General features: G+C 40.7%; 13 protein-coding genes. 3 read left to right on the top strand and 10 right to left on the bottom strand.

Annotated features, from left to right (window positions below; genetic code table 11):
• Positions 1-7 precede the first annotated feature (7 nt).
• Positions 8-1,888 carry a biosynthetic arginine decarboxylase gene (gene speA, locus KG708_RS12410; RefSeq protein WP_213610256.1) on the bottom strand — a complete coding sequence of 627 codons (1,881 nt, stop codon included), beginning with the start codon at positions 1,886-1,888 and terminating at the stop codon, positions 8-10.
• A 199-nt stretch (positions 1,889-2,087) separates the two neighbouring features.
• Here speA and speE point away from each other — a divergent pair, with 199 nt between their 5' ends.
• Both speE and KG708_RS12400 read left to right on the top strand, forming a co-directional pair.
• Entirely contained in the window at positions 2,088-2,951 is an 864-nt protein-coding gene (gene speE / locus KG708_RS12405; protein ID WP_213610254.1) for a polyamine aminopropyltransferase, read from the top strand.
• A 139-nt stretch (positions 2,952-3,090) separates the two neighbouring features.
• Positions 3,091-5,133 (top strand): glycoside hydrolase family 97 protein, encoded by a 2,043-nt coding sequence (locus KG708_RS12400; RefSeq protein WP_213610252.1) that lies wholly within the window; start codon positions 3,091-3,093, stop codon positions 5,131-5,133.
• Positions 5,134-5,255: 122 nt separating this feature from the next.
• On the opposite strand, the gene KG708_RS12395 is transcribed toward KG708_RS12400, so the two are convergent.
• The 7 genes from KG708_RS12395 to KG708_RS12370 all read right to left on the bottom strand — a co-directional run bounded on the left by KG708_RS12395 (position 5,256) and on the right by KG708_RS12370 (position 8,942).
• On the bottom strand, positions 5,256-5,711 hold the full coding sequence (locus KG708_RS12395; RefSeq protein WP_301003425.1) for a hypothetical protein: 456 nt from the start codon (positions 5,709-5,711) through the stop codon (positions 5,256-5,258).
• Between the two features lie 120 nt (positions 5,712-5,831).
• The gene (locus KG708_RS17690) at positions 5,832-5,924 is read right to left on the bottom strand and encodes a hypothetical protein (RefSeq protein ID WP_301003424.1); all 93 of its coding nucleotides are present in this window, start codon (positions 5,922-5,924) and stop codon (positions 5,832-5,834) included.
• A complete protein-coding gene (locus KG708_RS12390; protein WP_213610250.1) occupies positions 5,917-6,090 on the bottom strand; it encodes a hypothetical protein in 174 nt (57 codons plus the stop codon). Before KG708_RS12390 ends, KG708_RS17690 begins: the two co-directional genes overlap by 8 nt.
• 99 nt (positions 6,091-6,189) lie before the next feature.
• Complete coding sequence (locus tag KG708_RS12385; RefSeq protein WP_213610248.1) at positions 6,190-6,426, bottom strand: hypothetical protein; 237 nt, start codon at positions 6,424-6,426, stop codon at positions 6,190-6,192.
• Positions 6,427-6,431: 5 nt separating this feature from the next.
• Positions 6,432-7,928, bottom strand: coding sequence for a glycohydrolase toxin TNT-related protein (locus KG708_RS12380; RefSeq protein WP_213610246.1), 1,497 nt, complete (start codon positions 7,926-7,928; stop codon positions 6,432-6,434).
• Positions 7,929-8,108: 180 nt separating this feature from the next.
• Entirely contained in the window at positions 8,109-8,363 is a 255-nt protein-coding gene (locus KG708_RS12375) for a hypothetical protein (RefSeq protein WP_213610244.1), read from the bottom strand.
• 432 nt (positions 8,364-8,795) lie between these two features.
• A complete protein-coding gene (locus KG708_RS12370; RefSeq protein ID WP_213610242.1) occupies positions 8,796-8,942 on the bottom strand; it encodes a hypothetical protein in 147 nt (48 codons plus the stop codon).
• 190 nt (positions 8,943-9,132) lie between these two features.
• Here KG708_RS12370 and KG708_RS12365 point away from each other — a divergent pair, with 190 nt between their 5' ends.
• Positions 9,133-9,678 carry a TOBE domain-containing protein gene (locus KG708_RS12365; RefSeq protein ID WP_213611085.1) on the top strand — a complete coding sequence of 182 codons (546 nt, stop codon included), beginning with the start codon at positions 9,133-9,135 and terminating at the stop codon, positions 9,676-9,678.
• Between the two features lie 57 nt (positions 9,679-9,735).
• On the opposite strand, the gene KG708_RS12360 is transcribed toward KG708_RS12365, so the two are convergent.
• Both KG708_RS12360 and KG708_RS12355 read right to left on the bottom strand, forming a co-directional pair.
• On the bottom strand, positions 9,736-10,356 hold the full coding sequence (locus KG708_RS12360) for a hypothetical protein (protein ID WP_213610240.1): 621 nt from the start codon (positions 10,354-10,356) through the stop codon (positions 9,736-9,738).
• Between the two features lie 3 nt (positions 10,357-10,359).
• On the bottom strand, positions 10,360-17,112 hold the full coding sequence (locus tag KG708_RS12355; protein ID WP_213610238.1) for a SpvB/TcaC N-terminal domain-containing protein: 6,753 nt from the start codon (positions 17,110-17,112) through the stop codon (positions 10,360-10,362).
• Between the last annotated feature and the right edge of the window lie 96 nt (positions 17,113-17,208).

Here is a 17,208-nt window from a genome sequence, read left to right as displayed (position 1 = left end):
AACTAAATTAATCTTCAAAATAGGTGTAGCCCTCAAGCCCTGCATTGAGCTCGGCTAGGTACCCTTCTTTACAGTGTTCTGATACATCAAGTTTATTAATTTGAGTGGCAAAGTTATCAGCTAATAACTCGCTATCATAATCAACAAACTTTAATACATCCTTAACGCTATCACCTTTAATAGCATTGGTTAATACATACCCTTGCTCATTAAGCTCAACATGAACTGAGTCGGTATCACCAAATAAATTATGTAAATCGCCTAAAATTTCTTGGTATGCCCCCACCATGAACATGGCAATATGATACTGCTGACCTTGTGTATATTCAGGGATAGGTAAGCTAGTTTCAATACCCGCACCTTCTACGTACTCACGTATTTGCCCGTCTGAGTCACAAGTAATATCTTGAATAATCGCGCGCTGAGTCAGTGGCTGCGTTAGGTTTTCGATAGGCATCACTGGAAATAACTGCTGAATACCCCATACATCTGGTAATGACTGAAACAATGAAAAATTCACAAATAGTTTATCGGCTAACTTTTCATTTAAATCATCCAGCACTTCACGGTGAGCCCGTGCGTTAACGCTTAACGATGCACGAACTCGATGTAAAATAGTAAAGTAAAGCTGCTCTATTTTCGCCCACTCTAGCATGCTTACTAAGCCATGCACGTACTGATCGTGTGCTTCGCTAAATAAGTGCATCGCATCATGGTATATTTCAAGTGCCATACGCGGGTTTAAACGTTGTAAGCATTGCCACATTTCATCTAGCACTAACGCGCTGTTTTCCAGTGGCGGTTCTGGGTTTAAATGATTTGGCGCTTTTTCTACATCAATGACATCGGTGATCAATACCGCATGGTGAGCCGTTAACGCGCGGCCAGATTCAGTAATAATCGCAGGATGCGTTAAGTTCTGCTGTTCGCACACTTCAGCAAATGCATTCACTACATTACGTGCATATTCTTCTACCGTATAGTTCATTGAGCAGGCACTACGTGAGCCTGAGCCTTCATAGTCAACGCCAAGCCCGCCACCTACATCAACCGTATTTAGCGGTACACCGTATTGAGTTAATTCAGCAAAATGGCGAGCGCATTCGCGCAAGGCACGATGAATATCACGAATATTGGCGATTTGAGAACCAATATGAAAATGCACCATTTGCATTAAATGCAACTTATTATGTTGCTTAAGTACTTCCACTGCACTGAGTACTTGCCCTGCGGTTAAACCAAACTTACCTTTTTCACCACCGGTATTTTGCCATTTACCTTTGCCAACCGAATTTAAGCGAATACGAATGCCAATAGCCGGTTCAATGCCTAAATTATCAATTTCTTCAAGCAATGTGGTTAGCTCGGAGAGTTTTTCAACCACAATTTTAACGCTGTGTCCCATTGCTTGACCAATGCAGGCTAAACGTAAAAACTCGCTGTCTTTGTAGCCGTTACATACAATAGTAATAGGCTCTTTCGCCACCCCTAAAATAGCCATTAGCTCAGGTTTAGAACCGGCTTCAAGCCCCACTAGGCCACTTGGGTGAGCTAATAACTTACTCACAACAGAGCGCTGCTGGTTTACTTTAATAGGATAAACACAGGTGTATTTGCCGTTATATTCGCGGTTAGTGCGCGCTTGAGTAAAGGCATTGGTGAGCGTATCTACACGATTTTTTAAAATATCAGTAAAGCGCACCAGTACGGGCAATGTTAACCCTTGCTGCTTAAATTGCTCAGTAAGCTGACTTAAAGAAATGGCAGGTTTTGTTTGGTCGCCATCAGGATAGGCTATCAACTCACCTTGTGCGTTAATATCAAAATAACCATCGCTCCAATGAGCAACATTGTATGTAGCACGTGCTGTTTCTAAACCCCAAGTCATGGCAACTCTTCTTTATTAAATTAGGTGTAAAGGGGCATTTTAATACGTCACTATCTGCTAAGCTAACAAAAATTGAACTTTCCCCTCTTTATAGCTAACTTTATTCGCTAAAGAGAGTAAAATTTGATTGAGCAATAGGCCAAGCACTGGCAGAATTGCCTCCTTTTTTTCATACTCAACCAAAAGTGTAACAACAACTATGGCAAATTTAGATCAAAGTAAGTGGTTTACTGAAATTAGCGACCGCGATGGCAGCGCATTTTCATTACGTATTAACAAAAAGTTAGATGAAAAACAGTCTCCTTTTCAAAAAGTAGAAATGTTTGAAACCACAGACTTTGGTAATTTAATGATCATTGATGGTTGTACTATGGTGAGTAGCCGTGAAAACTTTTTTTACCATGAAATGATCAGTCACCCAGCATTACTAGCGCACCCAAACCCAAAAAATGTAGTTATTATTGGTGGCGGCGACTGCGGTACGTTACGTGAAGTGCTCAAGCACCCAAGTGTAGAAACCGTAACCCAAATAGATATTGACGAAGTGGTTACCCAAATGTCGTTAAAGTACTTCCCAGAGTTATGTGAATCAAATAACGATCCACGTGCTACTGTGATGTTTGACGATGGCATTAAATATATGCGCGAAGCGGCTGGTGAGTCTATTGATATCGTGATTGTTGATGGTACTGATCCGGTAGGTCCAGGTGAAGGATTATTTAACCATGCATTTTATACTAGCTGTTTAAATGCACTTCGTCCTGGTGGTATTTTAGTGCAACAAAGCGAATCACCACTTATGCACATGCCTTTGTTAGTTGAAATGCGTGAAGCCATGTTAAGTGTTGGTTTTAACGATTTACAAACACTTCCATTTCCACAGCCTATTTACCCAAGTGGACTATGGTCTGTCACTCTGGCACGCAAGTCTGAGGCATTTAATGGCTTCAGAGAAGATGCCGCGGCACAAATTGCACAGCACAGTGAGTACTACAATAGCGGCATTCATCACGGTGCACTCGCAACACCTAATTACATGAAACGCGCTTTTGATAAAAAATAATAAGTTATAAATACAAAACAGGGCTCGCTAGAGCCCTTTTTTATGTGTTTAATTACATTGAATACGTTTGCAGTCATCTCGTAATCACACGCCCTTCACTCTATGCTCATTACTTACGCTTTGACATAAAGGACACACAATGAGATTACCTTTACTGCTAGTTGCTTTAGTTTCAAGCAGCGCTTTTGCAAAAGAAGCCATGCTGGAATCGCCTGATCAAAAAATTAAAGTCACTATTTCTGATCACTCCACATCTCCTAGCTACTCTATTAGTTTTAATGGCAAGCCTGTTATTGAGCAATCACGTTTAGGCTTTAGATTTAAAAGCCAACCGCCATTTGACGAAGGCTTTGTTATTAATAAGGTAACCCACTCACAAACTGATAGCCAATGGCAACAGCCTTGGGGAGAGCGCCAAACTGTTGTCGATAAACACAATGAAATTGCCGTTACCTTTAATAAACCCGCCCCCCACGGTGGCACATACACAGTGCGATTTAAAGCCTTTGATAGCGGTGTAGGATTTCGCTATGAAGTCCCTAAACAAGCCGGTTTTGAAAAAACAGAAATTACTAAAGAGCTGACCGAGTTTGCCATCGCCGGTGCCGATAAAGCCACCGCATGGTGGATACCCGCTCGTGGTTGGAACCGTTACGAATATGTCTACAACACCACAGCCTTACAAGATGCCGCACTTGGTCATACCCCTTTTACTTTTAAAAATGACAACGGCGTACATGTCAGCATTCATGAAGCAGCACTAATAGATTATGCGGGCATGGTGCTTAACCAGCGTCGCCCAGGCACTTTTAGCGCCGATTTAACGCCATGGTCAGATGGTATTGCGGTCAAAAAGCACGGTGCATTCAATACACCTTGGCGCACCATTCAAATTGGCGAACAGGCAGTAGACTTAGTTAATTCAGATATTATTTTAAATCTGAATGAACCAAATAAGCTCGGTGATGTATCGTGGGTTAAACCAGGCAAATACGTAGGTATTTGGTGGGGCATGCACATCAATGAGAATACTTGGGGCAGTGGCGAAAAACACGGTGCCACCACAAAAAATACTAAATACTACATGGACTTTGCCGCAAAATATGGCTTTGATGGTGTATTAGTTGAAGGTTGGAATATCGGCTGGGATGGTGATTGGTTTTATAATGGCGATGTATTTAGCTTTACTCAGCCTTATGATGACTTTGATTTAGACGCCCTTACCCAATACTCAAAACAAAAAGGTGTGCAGTTAATTGGGCACCACGAAACATCAGGTAATGTGACTAACTATCGCAATCAAATGGAAGACGCTTTTGCGCTTTACGAAAAATCAAATGTAAGCCAAATTAAAACCGGTTACGTGGCCGATGGTGGCAATATAAAACGCATAGACGAAAACGGTATTGCTCGTTTTGAATGGCATGACGGCCAATTTATGGTTAATGAGTACTTATACAACGTTAAGCTAGCTGCAAAACATCAAATAAGTATTAATACTCATGAGCCAATAAAAGACACCGGCCTTCGCCGCACCTACCCTAATTGGACCACCCGTGAAGGTGCGCGTGGCCAAGAGTTTAACGCATGGGGCACACCACCCAATCCGCCAGAGCATATCCCAATGCTTGCTTTTACCAGAATGTTAGCAGGACCTATGGACTTTACGCCGGGGATTTTTGATATGGGTTTTAATGGCTTAGGCGCTAATACAAACCGCCCACAAACCACCCTAGCCAAGCAACTTGCACTTTATGTTGTGCTGTACAGCCCAATTCAAATGGCGGCTGATTTACCTAAAAATTATTTAGCTAAGCCCGATGCGTTTCAGTTTATTCAAGATGTACCAACCGATTGGCAACAAAGTATTGCGCTTGATGGTGAAGTAGGCGACTTTATTGTATTTGCTCGTAAAGAGCGTAAACGCGACCAATATACAGGTAATGACTGGTACTTAGGCGCTGTTACTGACGAAAACGCGCGCACTATAGAGGTGAAACTCGACTTTTTAGATAAAGGTAAACAGTTTGAAGCGCACATTTACAAAGATGGTAAAAACGCAGAATGGAAAAATAACCCTTACGATTTAACCATCGAAAAACGTAAGGTTAGTGCAAATGACAAGCTAACCTTAAAATTAGCCACCAGCGGCGGCACCGCCATTCGCTTTAAAGCACTTTAAGCTTCACGGTTATATCAGTTGTACAAATATTTAAGTTATACAAATAGCAAACTCTGCACAGGTTACTGTGCAGAGTTTTGAATACATGGGGTCAAATACATTAGGTCAGCAAATACATGGGGTCAGGTCTTGTTTTTTGCCACTATCCTACTCACGCGTGAGTAGTGTAACTTAAAATAACCACCCACTTCTTTTAGTGTATATCCGCCAGATGAATAAGCCGCTTTTATCGCATCATTTCGATTATCAAATTTTTGAGCATATTCTTCTAGTGATAATACCTGTTTTTGTATTTGTTTATGTGGCACTTCAGATAAGTCACCTTCTTGTTCTTGAAGTAATGCTAAATGCTCTTTAACAAATTCATCATCGCCCAAAAAAACCTGATTCGAAATATTAGTCCAAGGATCCACACCCTCTCCTTGCTCAACAAATTGGGCGAATTTTCGCCTTGCTATCGCTTTATATTTTCCAAATTGAAGTAACATTTTGTCGATTTCAAACCATTCTGGAACTTGTCCTAGCCCCATCATAAAGTGCCAACTACTCCAAGGCCATTTCGACAAGCTTTTGACCATTTTCGCTCTTATTGGGTTTAAAACAATATACCTATTTAATTCTAATAAGTACGCATCCTTATCAGCAAAATAGCCTTATAGCGCCCTTGAAATAAATGCCCTACACGTTGATGTTTCCTATTAAACCATTGTGTAAACACCATTTAGTTGACGCATACCTTTACTTAAATTAGCGTCTGGAGTTTCAACTAGTAGGTGGTAATGGTTATGCATTAAGCAAAAAGTGGATAGTCCAGTTATAACGCTCGCACACGTCGCCCAATACTTTTAAGAACCCTTCAAAATCAGACTCATCTAAGTAAATCGATTTTCGCTCATTCCCTCGCGACGTAACATGATACAAAGCACCTTCGAACTCTAATCTTAGCGGCCTAGCCACCTTTTCACCTATCTATGTTAGTAAATTAATAACTAAAGATTAAGCACTAATCGGCTAAAAAGCAAAAAACAAGACCTGACCCCATAAGTTTTTTATTTTTTAACGCTTCATAAATGGATCTGTTTTTATCTTTTCGTATATTCTTTGACAAGCTTGCTCTTCAATATCAAATTCTTCAAGCTCAAACTCTATTCCTCTTTCAAAGTAATATACAGCCCACAAACCATCTCGATAGTCGAGACAATGGCCTTCGAACAGAGAGCTTCCTTCCAAACTATACCCTTCTTTCTTAAAGCCCTCAGACTTTAAAAGATGCAATAACTCTTTTTTATTCATAATAATTATTTTTCCACAACTCTTAAATGACCGCTTTGCACTAAGCCACCGACTCTCTGAGGCAGTATATATTGAACACCGCCGCCTGGTTGTCCAAATGCAGGAGCTATAGCCCCACCTCGAACATTTATAGGTTTAAGAACTTCAAATATACGATATGGTGTACCTCTTGAGAACTCAGGGAGTGACCTCTGCCCAAAAGGAGTACCAATTGGTGAGATAAAAAAACCACCATTTGATCCATACCTATCAATTCTTGTTCCAACTGGTAAAGTCATATTTTGTACAGGGCCTTGAAAGCCACTATTAGGTGGCCATGCAATAGGCTGCCTCATACCTGCTAATACACCTTGCAAATATGTTATATCACCTCTGTTGTACTGACTCCCTCGACCACTGGTAGGTCTAACCGTTTGATATCGGTAACTTGGATTAATTGATTGAATTTGATTAATTAACATTTGCACTTGTCCATTAATCAAAGGCTGAAAATAATCCGTCGACGAGCTAGTTCTTCTTGATCTTGATGCTAACATTTCTCCAGCAGGCACCCCTACTAGACCACCACTATCAATCGCTTCTTTCTCAGCCTCAAAGTCTATTCCACTGTTCGCTATTATCTGCGAAGCTTCCGAGCGCCTTCCAACACCTCCTGAAAGAGGTTGTTGAGCTACCTTTTTCTGGCTGCCAATATCCATTGACTTAAGGCTTCCAGCAATAGCGGCCTGTCCTTTACTTGAACCATTGTTGGTTATATGCACATTGCCTTGGCTATCTTTACCTACATGTCCAACCGTTTTTCCATCAGCGTTGGTGATCGCTTGCGTTTTGCCTTCTTCAAGCCCTCCAGCACAATCTTTCAATGAGTCATCTGTCGAACAGTAGCCCGTGGGATCTGCACCTGATAGAGGATTATTCATAATATAAGAATAAGGGTTAATGCTCTGACTATTCGTTGGGCTTTGAATCAAAGGATCAACACTCATAAACCGACCAAGGTTATAATCGTACACCAGACCGTTCATATGGATTAACTCTACACTATCTAAATGCTCATGGTCAGTAAAGCCACGATTCGTTTTTGCATCCGCCAAATCATCAAGTTTTGAATTGCCAAATGATTTTAAGCCACCACTGGCAAGGCGTGGTTTGCCAAATGGGTCGAAGTTTCGCTCTGCCTCTACTTGCCCGTTGTGGTCGGTAAATACCCGCGCGCTGCCTAGGCGGTCACGGTGGGTGTAGCGGATGGTTGCGCCCTCATTAGTGGTTTGGCTTATTACGGCTATGTCGTCTATATAAGCCCGCCAGGTGGTTTTTGTGCCAGTAACTTCTTCTTCATAGAGCTTGTCACTATAGTACGTGGTCACGCTGCCATTTACTTGTTTAAAGCGCATATGCTGCGGGCCATAAGTAAAATTGAGAGTTTTACCGCTTTTTATAATTTGCGTGGGTTTGTCCATAGCGTTATAGCTGACGCTTGTTAGCCCGTCGCCTTGGGTCATATTACCACGTGCATCGTAGCTAAACGTTTTCCAACTACCGCTGCGGTAGACCCGCTTTACTCTACCTTCAGCGTTAAAATCATTGACAGGCAAAAGGCAAGACGCGACCCCATTGGCGCCTTTTTATAATTTGCGTGGGTTTGTCCATAGCGTTGGAGGTTGAACTAGAAATACATGGGGTCAGGTCTTGTTTTTTGCCACTATCCTACTCACGCGTGAGTAGTGTAACTTAAAATAACCACCCACTTCTTTTAGTATATATCCGCCAGATGCATAAGCCGCTTTTATCGCATCATTTCGATTATCAAATTTTTGAGCATATTCTTCTAGTGATAATACCTGTTTTTGTATTTGTTTATGTGGCACTTCAGATAAGTCACTTTCTTGCTCTTGAAGTAATGCTAAATGCTCTTTAACAAATTCATCATCACCCAAAAAACCTGATTCGAATATTAGTCAAGGATCCACACCCTCTCCTTGCTCAACAAATTGGGCGAATTTTCGCCTTGCTATCCTTTATATTTTCCAAATTGAAGTAACATTTTGTCGATTTCAAACCATTCTGGAACTTGTCCCTAGCCCCATCATAAAGTGCCAACTACTCCAAGGCCATTTCGACAAGCTTTTGACCATTTTCGCTCTTATTGGGTTTAAAACAATATACCTATTTAATTCTAATAAGTACGCATCCTTATCAACCAAAATAGCCTTATAGCGCCCTTGAAATAAATGCCCTACACGTTGATGTTTCCTATTAAACCATTGTGTGTAAACACCATTTAGTTGACGCATACCTTTTACTTAAATTAGCGTCTGGGTTTCAACTAGTGAGTTGGTAATGGTTATGCATTAAGCAAGAGTGGATAGTCAGTTATAACGCTCGCACACGTCGCCCAATACTTTTAAGAACCCTTCAAAATCAGACTCATCTAAGTAAATCGATTTTCGCTCATTCCCTCGCGACGTAACATGATACAAAGCACCTTCGAACTCTAATCTTAGTGGCCTAGCCACCTTTTCACCTATCTATGTTAGTAAATTAATAACTAAAGATTAAGCACTAATCGGCTAAAAAGCAAAAAACAAGACCTGACCCCATAAGTTTTTTGTGGCCTAGCCACCTTTTCACCTATCTATGTTAGTAAATTAATAACTAAAGATTAAGCACTAATCGGCTAAAAAGCAAAAAACAAGACCTGACCCCATAAGGGCTCCGTTCTCAAAGGGTGAGCGGGTACGCTTTACCAAGAACGACTATAAGCGTGATTTCACCAACGGTGAGCAAGGCACCATTACCCAAGTGCTGCAACAAGGGGATGATATTCGCTTTACTGTTAAGCTCGATAGCGGTCGTACCGTCAGCTTTTATCAATCGGATTACTCCGATGAGCAAGGCCGGCTGCAACTGGTGCAAGCCTATGCCTGTACCGTTTATTCAAGCCAAGGTGCCACGATTGATGGCGATACCTTTGTGCTGTATACCACCGCCATGGACAGGGTCGCATCCTACGTGGCCGGAAGCCGTCACAAGGACAGCTGCTATTGGTTCGTCAATGGCCAAGAGCTGGATGCCCAAAGCGGTCAAGCCGATAAAGGCCAAACGCCCGATATGGCCACACGGCTGAAAACCCTAGCCCGCTGCATGAGCATCAATAAACACAAGGCTATGGCCAGTGAGTACATTGCTGAGCAACAAGCAGAGCAGGAGGCCACACAGCAGATCACCAACGATAACGAGCTGGCTGCCTAGCCCCAGAAACAATAAAGCCCACGAGTGTGGGCTTTGTTCATTAATTATTAACAAGAATCAACTGGTTACTTTAGACTTAAACTCATTAGCAAACATTTCAAACTCTTCTTGCATAACGGGGTGAGCTGAACTCAAGCGTACCCTCTCTTTGTCAAGAATATTAAGAGCCTTTGATTTATCACCAAGTAAGAAATGATAACAGGCTAATTTTTCTTGTTGCTGCCTTACAGAGGTATACCTCAGAAGCCCGTCTAATAAATCAGAATGATTGGCAAAACGCTCTTCTGTTTTAAGAGATATAAAATTCAAATACTCCTGAAACGACTGTGCATCTTCGATGATGTTATCCCTCTCAAAGGTAAATTTAACGACATCATTATTATCATCAAATCCTCCAATATTAGACGAAAAACTAGCATACAAGTATGGAGAGTATTTTCCCTTATTGCACTCAGTCAAAAATGACTCTAACTTCCTCCAACCGACACCAAACATTGGATTTATAACAAGTGAATTAGCTGACTTGTCTGATTCGTTAAATCCGATTCTCAGATACAGATCATCACCATATTGTTTATAAAAAATACCTTCTTTCTTCTTTTTAAAGCCTATTTCTTTAAAAAGAGAAATACATGTATCGCTTAGTAATTTTCCCATAGGTACTAATTTACCGGACATCACCTAACACCTTTTCTCTTCAAACGAACACGCAATCTTTTCACCTACAGGTAAGCCAGCTTTCTCCGCATTAGCTCCCCGAGGTATGACCGGTTCTCCTCTACCAATTGCATCTTTAACTGCTTGCTGCCCTTTAGAAAGTGAAGCATTCCCTGTTTTCACCTCAACAAGGTTTGGCTGCCCATCTTTAGTCGTTACAAAGTCCACTCTAGCCCTATCACCATCAAGTGTTTCCACTGTAACTTGTTCACCACGGTTAGCATCCCCTAACTCCTGACGAACTTTGGCTTCACCTGCTTTACCTTGAGCTTTATTTTGTGCCAGTTGATCCTTTTTGGATATTTGACTCTGACTTCCAATATCAGTTGTTTTTTGACCTGCACTATTAGCGCTTTGAGTGTTATCCGCACCGTTAGTTGTCTTAGTGCCGCCATCAGTATTTGAACTACTTTCACTCTTTTGAGTGGTTGGCGTTGTATCTGACTTTTTAGATGCCTGACGTGCATCAGCAACCTTTTCAGCTCCGGCCCTTGCAGCTTTACTGGCTCCCGCTGGCACAAATGGAACCATTGTTGCTGCGGCATCCACTGCCAAGTCAGTCAAACCCTCACTGACCATATCACTGTCACCAGTAATAGCACCGTATGCGACTTTACCAACATCAAAAATAACATTACCCACATCCCAAATTGTGTCGATCACATACCCTGTTGGGTCTGTTCCGGCCATTGGGTTGTTCATGATGTAGCTGTATGGATTAATGCCTTGGCTATTACCAACGAACTGGATCACAGGGTCCACACTCATAAACCGACCAAGGTTATAATCGTACACCCGACCGTTCATATGGATTAACTCTACACTACCTAAATGTTCGTGGTCAGTAAAGCCACGATTCGTTTTTGCATCCTCTAAATCATCAAGTTTTGAATTGCCAAATGATTTTAAGCCACCACTGGCTAAACGTGGTTTGCCAAATGGGTCGAAGTTTCGCTCGGCTTCTACTTGGCCGTTGTGGTCGGTAAATACCCGCGCGCTGCCGAGGCGGTCACGGTGGGTGTAGCGGATGGTAGCACCTTCGCCAGTGGCTTGGCTTATCACGGCAATGTCGTCTATATAAGCCCGCCAGGTGGTTTTGGTGCCGTTTATTTCTTCTTCATAGAGCTTGTCACTATAGTACGTGGTCACGCTGCCATTTACTTGTTTAAAGCGCATATGCTGCGGGCCATAAGTAAAATTGAGAGTTTTACCACTTTTTATAATTTGCGTGGGTTTGTCCATAGCGTTATAGGTAGCGCTGGTTAAACCATCACCACTGGTCATGTTGCCTCTCGTATCATAACCAAACGACTTCCAACCACCGCGATAAACACGTTTTACTGCATTGGGCCCGCCTGTTGCGCCGTTTTCATAATCATACTGCGTTGCATAGTCTGATTTTGATAACAAATTACCCACCGCATCATAGCTATAGTTGATGGTGCTGATACCATTAACGGCATTACTCTCTAAACGGTGTAGTGCGTCATAATCGTATGTTTCACTAAAGCTATGCTGATTGCCAATATTACCTGTCGTAATATCAACTGCTTTTAAATTACCAAAACCATCGTACGCGGAGTAATCGATGTTCATAATGTTGCTATTATTTTTAGCTATTGTTTTTAGGAGCATTTGCCCACTTTTGTTACTGTAAGCAGTATTTTCAGTGAGTCCATTACCTAGCGTATTTTGAGAGCCGTTACCAAATATGTCGAATTCAGTTATATTTTTATACACATAACCACTAGCCGCATTTTTTACCTGCGTTTGATAGCCTACGTCATTGTAACGGTATTCGAGTGTGAGGTTGTTAGGGTAACGCAGCCCTTTTACACGGCCATAATTATTGTCGTAGAAGGTGGTTGTGGTGTAGCTTTTACCACTGCCTGCAACGGTTTGACCGCTTGGACGACCGCGATTGTCGTAAGTGTAGGTTTTTGTTACGCCATTGCCTACGGCTTGGTTTAATTGCCCAAAGCCATTCGTTGCGCCGTCATAGGTATACGTTAACGTATTTTCACCTGTGGCGGTGCGCCGTGTTACGCGGCCAAGTACATCGGTAACATAGGTCAATGTTTTACTACCTACGCGTACTTCTCGCTGTAACTCTCCAAAGCCGTTGTACTCAAAATTAGTAACGCCTTGGTTAGGATCATTCACCTGTGTTTTTTGGCCTAAGCCGTTGTAGGTTGCCTCTATGTTATTGCCATTAGCATCTTGAATAACAATAGGTAAGCCTTGGTTATTATAGCTGTAACGAGTAACACCATTATCAGCATCCACCGTTTGCATAAGCTGTTTAAGGCTATTGTAGGTACGCGACATATCCAAGGTGATGCCATAACAACTATCATAGACCTCAATATCTGTCTTAAGTCCACTGTAGCTGTAATTAGTAGTCATGTTACCGCAATGTTGATTGGTTACTTTTTCGATTACGCGGCCAAGTGCATCGTGTTCGGTGTATGACGTACCATAAACTGCACCTCCTTCTTTATAGGGCATAGATTCAAACGTTTTATAGCCAAGGCTGTTATAATTAACGTCACTAAACACCCAGTCACCATCGAAATTCTGCACAGCTGTACGTAATGTTCGTCCCAGCGCATCTTGATAGATTTTTTGCATAGGCTGCCCTGCTGAGACATTTAACACTTGTATTATTGCATTAGCTGGTGCTTGTGCGTCAGGTGTTTGCATTGCACTGTAACGGGCCGGACTGCCATCAGTCTGAATACTGTAAGGGCGGTTATAATCATCGTAACCAAAGTTTGTCACTTGATAGCTATTGCTACTAAGCTGCTGACGAGTTTGGGTTATCTGCCCTGTTGCAGGGTTTACTTCGGTGTAGCTAATATGCCCTTTAGCATTAGTTTGTTTATATGGGAAATAACCGTCAGTAGCTTCAACAGTTCCGTCTTTACTGTAGGTGGTTGAAGTTGTACGTGTTTGGTCGATCCAACTACCACTACTATTACGCACTTTTGTGGTTTGACTAACAGATAATGGAAGGCCGTAGGCATTATAGATAGTATCTATTTCACTCCCATAACCAGATGATGAGCCACCAAGTGTTGCTGTAGTTGTTATTGTTTGTGGCTGTCTACTACCATGGTAATTACTGTATTCACTTCTAATGCTCGTTTCTTGATCTAAGTCTGCATCCGTTATTGGGTCGTTTGTACTGCGCCCAGCTACACGAGCTTTAGTTTGTATTTTAGTATTAAGTTTATTTAACCACCAGTTACTTTCGTTACCCTCATACTCGCGTGTTTCACTTGTGGTATACGTACCCCAAGCGTCTTCAACTTGCGTAGATGATGCAGTTACATTGCCATATTGATCTAACCTAGTAATATTTTTATCGATGCGTGTTAGATCTTGTTTAGTAACTAAATCTCGAGTAATTTGTGTAGTTTCATTTGGGTATAAATTATAAACGTCAGTTACACTGTGAGCTAGGTTCTCTTGCCACTCAGTATTTGAATAACTTATCGCATTGGTTTCATTATCACCAATATCTAGATGCCCGCTTCCCCTTGTTGCATAATCATCTTCGGTAAATGTAGCTTGTCGCTTTAGCTTACCTTGATACGGAAATATTTGCTCAAAATCAGTTTGAGTGACTAAAGTACGATCTACATCTTTTTCTATAATTGATTTAAAACCCATAAAACCACGGCCTTGCCTGCTATAGACCGCTTCCCTATAAAAGTACTCTTTATGCTGCGCAATATCGGTGCCATCAAAATCTATAAAAGATGAAACAATAGGCATACTCGAAGTAAAATATATATACCCTTGAGCAATATCGCCGCTCAAATAACGCTCTGCTCTATTATCTGGAGTATCATAAAGCGATAAGTTATTTTCATGCATCGGCGTAGATAAATTTGCATATTCCCATGTTGACTCTCGCTTTAATCCGTCAGTAACCTTATGCAAAATTTCTGGTAGCTCATTGTTATCAGTTAGCTTATTTGTCTTAATAAAAAAACCATTAACGCCAGTTGAGCGAAGGTTACCTGACATACCTCCTTGCTCAAAGGAATAACCATTTATAGTGAAGTTGCCATTGGCAAAAGTAATATTTTTAAATGTTGAAAAAGAAAAATCTAAATACCCATCATTGTTATAGTCTGTAATTTCTAAAGGTTGGAACACCTCATTGCCATAAATAGAAGTACGCCCTATTGGAGCTTTAACTATATTTGCAAAGCTACGCCTAATTTCTGTACTGTTACTATTATTTTCAAAATCGATCATCGTCCAGTTAAAACGACGTAAATCAAGGTTGCTTAAGTCTATTTCTAATTTTTCGGCTGAGCTTTCTGTATTGCGATGCTCGTGCATTTGTATGTCATCGTTACAACTTTCTATATAATAATCACGCTGTACAATCCTTCCTAAAATATTGACGCAATAATCATCTTCACTATTAGTTGCAACAAGTAATTCATCCTTTCCATCTGAGTCTAAATCTCCTACCTGTAGCCCACCAAATTTCGCTTGAACACGATATTGCAACGAGTTATTTGTATATAAGAGGCTATTGATTTGCCATTCATGTATACCTATACCAGTTCCCAAGCTGCTAAGAGGCAAAAAACTATAATTACCATTATTGAGTTGCACTTGCCATTCATAAGAATTTCCAGATTTTGCAGCTCTCACAAAATCTTTCAGCCCATCACCATTTAGGTCAGCAAATACAAACTGGTTGTAAAAGTTGTTAATAGGTAGACCTAACTCTTCAGAGAAGTATTCATTTAATTGAACTTGACCATTGATTACTTCTGTAAATGCAATTGAAATTTCTTTAATGTTATCATCGGCTTGATATGTAAGCATTAAATCAAGTAATCCATCGCCATTCATATCATCCCAACTAGCTTGTTGAAATAAACTTTGACCTGCATTGAAACTTCTTTTTTTTAATTTATATAATTCAATAAAGCTATAAAAGTTAATTTGCCCTTCACCACGGCTCTTGTAATACCCTACATAGCTTTCATCATTATTAAAGTAATTTGTTAAAACAATATCCTGCAAACCATCCCCATCGATATCGAAAATCCGTGCATTTGTTGATCGTATATTTTCATAACCGTGATTTAGTTGAAAGTTTGTAGTTACCCTTGTGGCATTAAAATGATCATCATACTGTATATAAACTAAATAACCATTTTCAGAAGTTGTAAAATCAGCTATTCCATCATTATTAATGTCACCCTCTACAGCAGTGAAAATTAAGTGGCTTATATTATCATCTAAGGTTTTTAAATAGGTGTAACTGCCATTCAGTAACGTATATACATCAACATTAATAGATACTCCTCCATTTCTAACAATCTTTAGCAACTCAGCTATACCATCACCATTTAAGTCTTTATAAATAACACGATTTTTTTGGCTTAACTCACCTTTTGATGAAGAATTCAGGCCTCCAACATTAGAAAATACACTATCTGCAAGTGAGTTGATATTTACGCCCTCCCAACTCAGGGCCGGGTCCGACATGCTAAAGTGAGTTTTAGGAGTGCAATGATATGAACCACTATAATCACATAACTCAATTGTTTTTATATGGGAACGCGCTGTACTTTGACTCTCGCCGTAACTTAATCCATACCTTTTTACTAAAGTATTTCCCATATATGTTTTAATACTTTTGAGCAAAACTGTTGTGTAGCTTACCCCTCCATTTAAGTAGTTTAACGAAGTATCAGTTCTATCAGTAAAATAATTAAACTCAACTATCCTGTCGCCTTTATCCGTTCTGCTCTTACCAGAATAAAGAATTTTTTTCAGCATTAACTGACCTAGACCAAATTCTTCATACTCATAATGTATATAGTTTTTTTCCATAACATCATGTTGATACTCGAGTAACCAGGAATAAGCCGCCACTTTACTTCCATGTATTAGCCTCGAATTAGTTGTTTTACCAAAATAAGCTACTCGGCCGTTTTTATATTCAACTCTGAACCATGTAGATGAGCCATTTAGTGAACCACTTTGTGTTACACGCACAAAGCTATCTATTTCAGTACGATATTCAGTCCCTGAGCTTCCATAGCTACCTGATGTATTAATTAAACGCTGACCATCTAAGCACAGCCTGTCATTACTATTATATTGTGGGTTTTGCATGAAGCCATCTTGTGCATACGTAGCTGCGCACCTTGTAATACTTGAGCTAGCAGATAGCGACCATCCCATTCCGGCAATACCATTACCACTGCGAGATGAATAATTAAGTGATACTTCAGGCTGCATGCCAGCTCTGCCCGGCGGTAATTGAATTGGAATATGATACGTTGAGGCGCCACCACTTACACCAGCTTGCCCCTCCAAGGTACCTATTAATTGGCTACTAGGAGCAACTGTGTCAATAAAGTTACTTGTATCATCTGGGGTTTGTGTAGTAAGTGTCGAGTGTGGGGGTAGTTTTTTTACTTCGTGAACTATTATGGGAGGGCCAACTAAATAATCACTGTACTTATTTTCGCCATTAATTTTTTTTACAGCTCGAACCCTAAATATGTGTTTGCTATATCCTGCCAATGAAAAATAATAACTATTGTAGCTTAATCCTTCAGCTACCATCCTAAAAGAACTGCCATCCTCAGATACTTCTACCGAAAAAGTCGTTTCTGAATTGCAAAAACCGCTGCACGGAAGTGCTACTGCTGATGAACTACCATATAACAATCCTCCACCATCATCATAGCTTCCCCAACGCCAAGAAATTCTGATTGAACTCTCATCTTTTGTAAATGCGAAATCTGTTGGATCTTTTGGATTAAT

Origin of the sequence: Pseudoalteromonas sp. (genome assembly GCF_018402495.1) — a bacterium.
In the GTDB taxonomy this organism is placed as follows: Bacteria; Pseudomonadota; Gammaproteobacteria; order Enterobacterales; family Alteromonadaceae; genus Pseudoalteromonas.
The sequence above is the reverse complement of the archived record's forward strand: the minus strand, read 5'-3'. Positions and strand labels throughout refer to the sequence as shown.

What these genes read in the sequence shown, in the direction of transcription:
- speA (WP_213610256.1), bottom strand. Translation starts at nt 1,888, where the DNA reads ATGACTTGGGGTTTAGAAACAGCACGTGCTACATACAATGTTGCTCAT.
- speE (WP_213610254.1), top strand. Translation starts at nt 2,088, where the DNA reads ATGGCAAATTTAGATCAAAGTAAGTGGTTTACTGAAATTAGCGACCGC.
- KG708_RS12400 (WP_213610252.1), top strand. Translation starts at nt 3,091, where the DNA reads ATGAGATTACCTTTACTGCTAGTTGCTTTAGTTTCAAGCAGCGCTTTT.
- KG708_RS12395 (WP_301003425.1), bottom strand. Translation starts at nt 5,711, where the DNA reads ATGGTCAAAAGCTTGTCGAAATGGCCTTGGAGTAGTTGGCACTTTATG.
- KG708_RS17690 (WP_301003424.1), bottom strand. Translation starts at nt 5,924, where the DNA reads ATGCATAACCATTACCACCTACTAGTTGAAACTCCAGACGCTAATTTA.
- KG708_RS12385 (WP_213610248.1), bottom strand. Translation starts at nt 6,426, where the DNA reads ATGAATAAAAAAGAGTTATTGCATCTTTTAAAGTCTGAGGGCTTTAAG.
- KG708_RS12380 (WP_213610246.1), bottom strand. Translation starts at nt 7,928, where the DNA reads ATGACCCAAGGCGACGGGCTAACAAGCGTCAGCTATAACGCTATGGAC.
- KG708_RS12360 (WP_213610240.1), bottom strand. Translation starts at nt 10,356, where the DNA reads ATGTCCGGTAAATTAGTACCTATGGGAAAATTACTAAGCGATACATGT.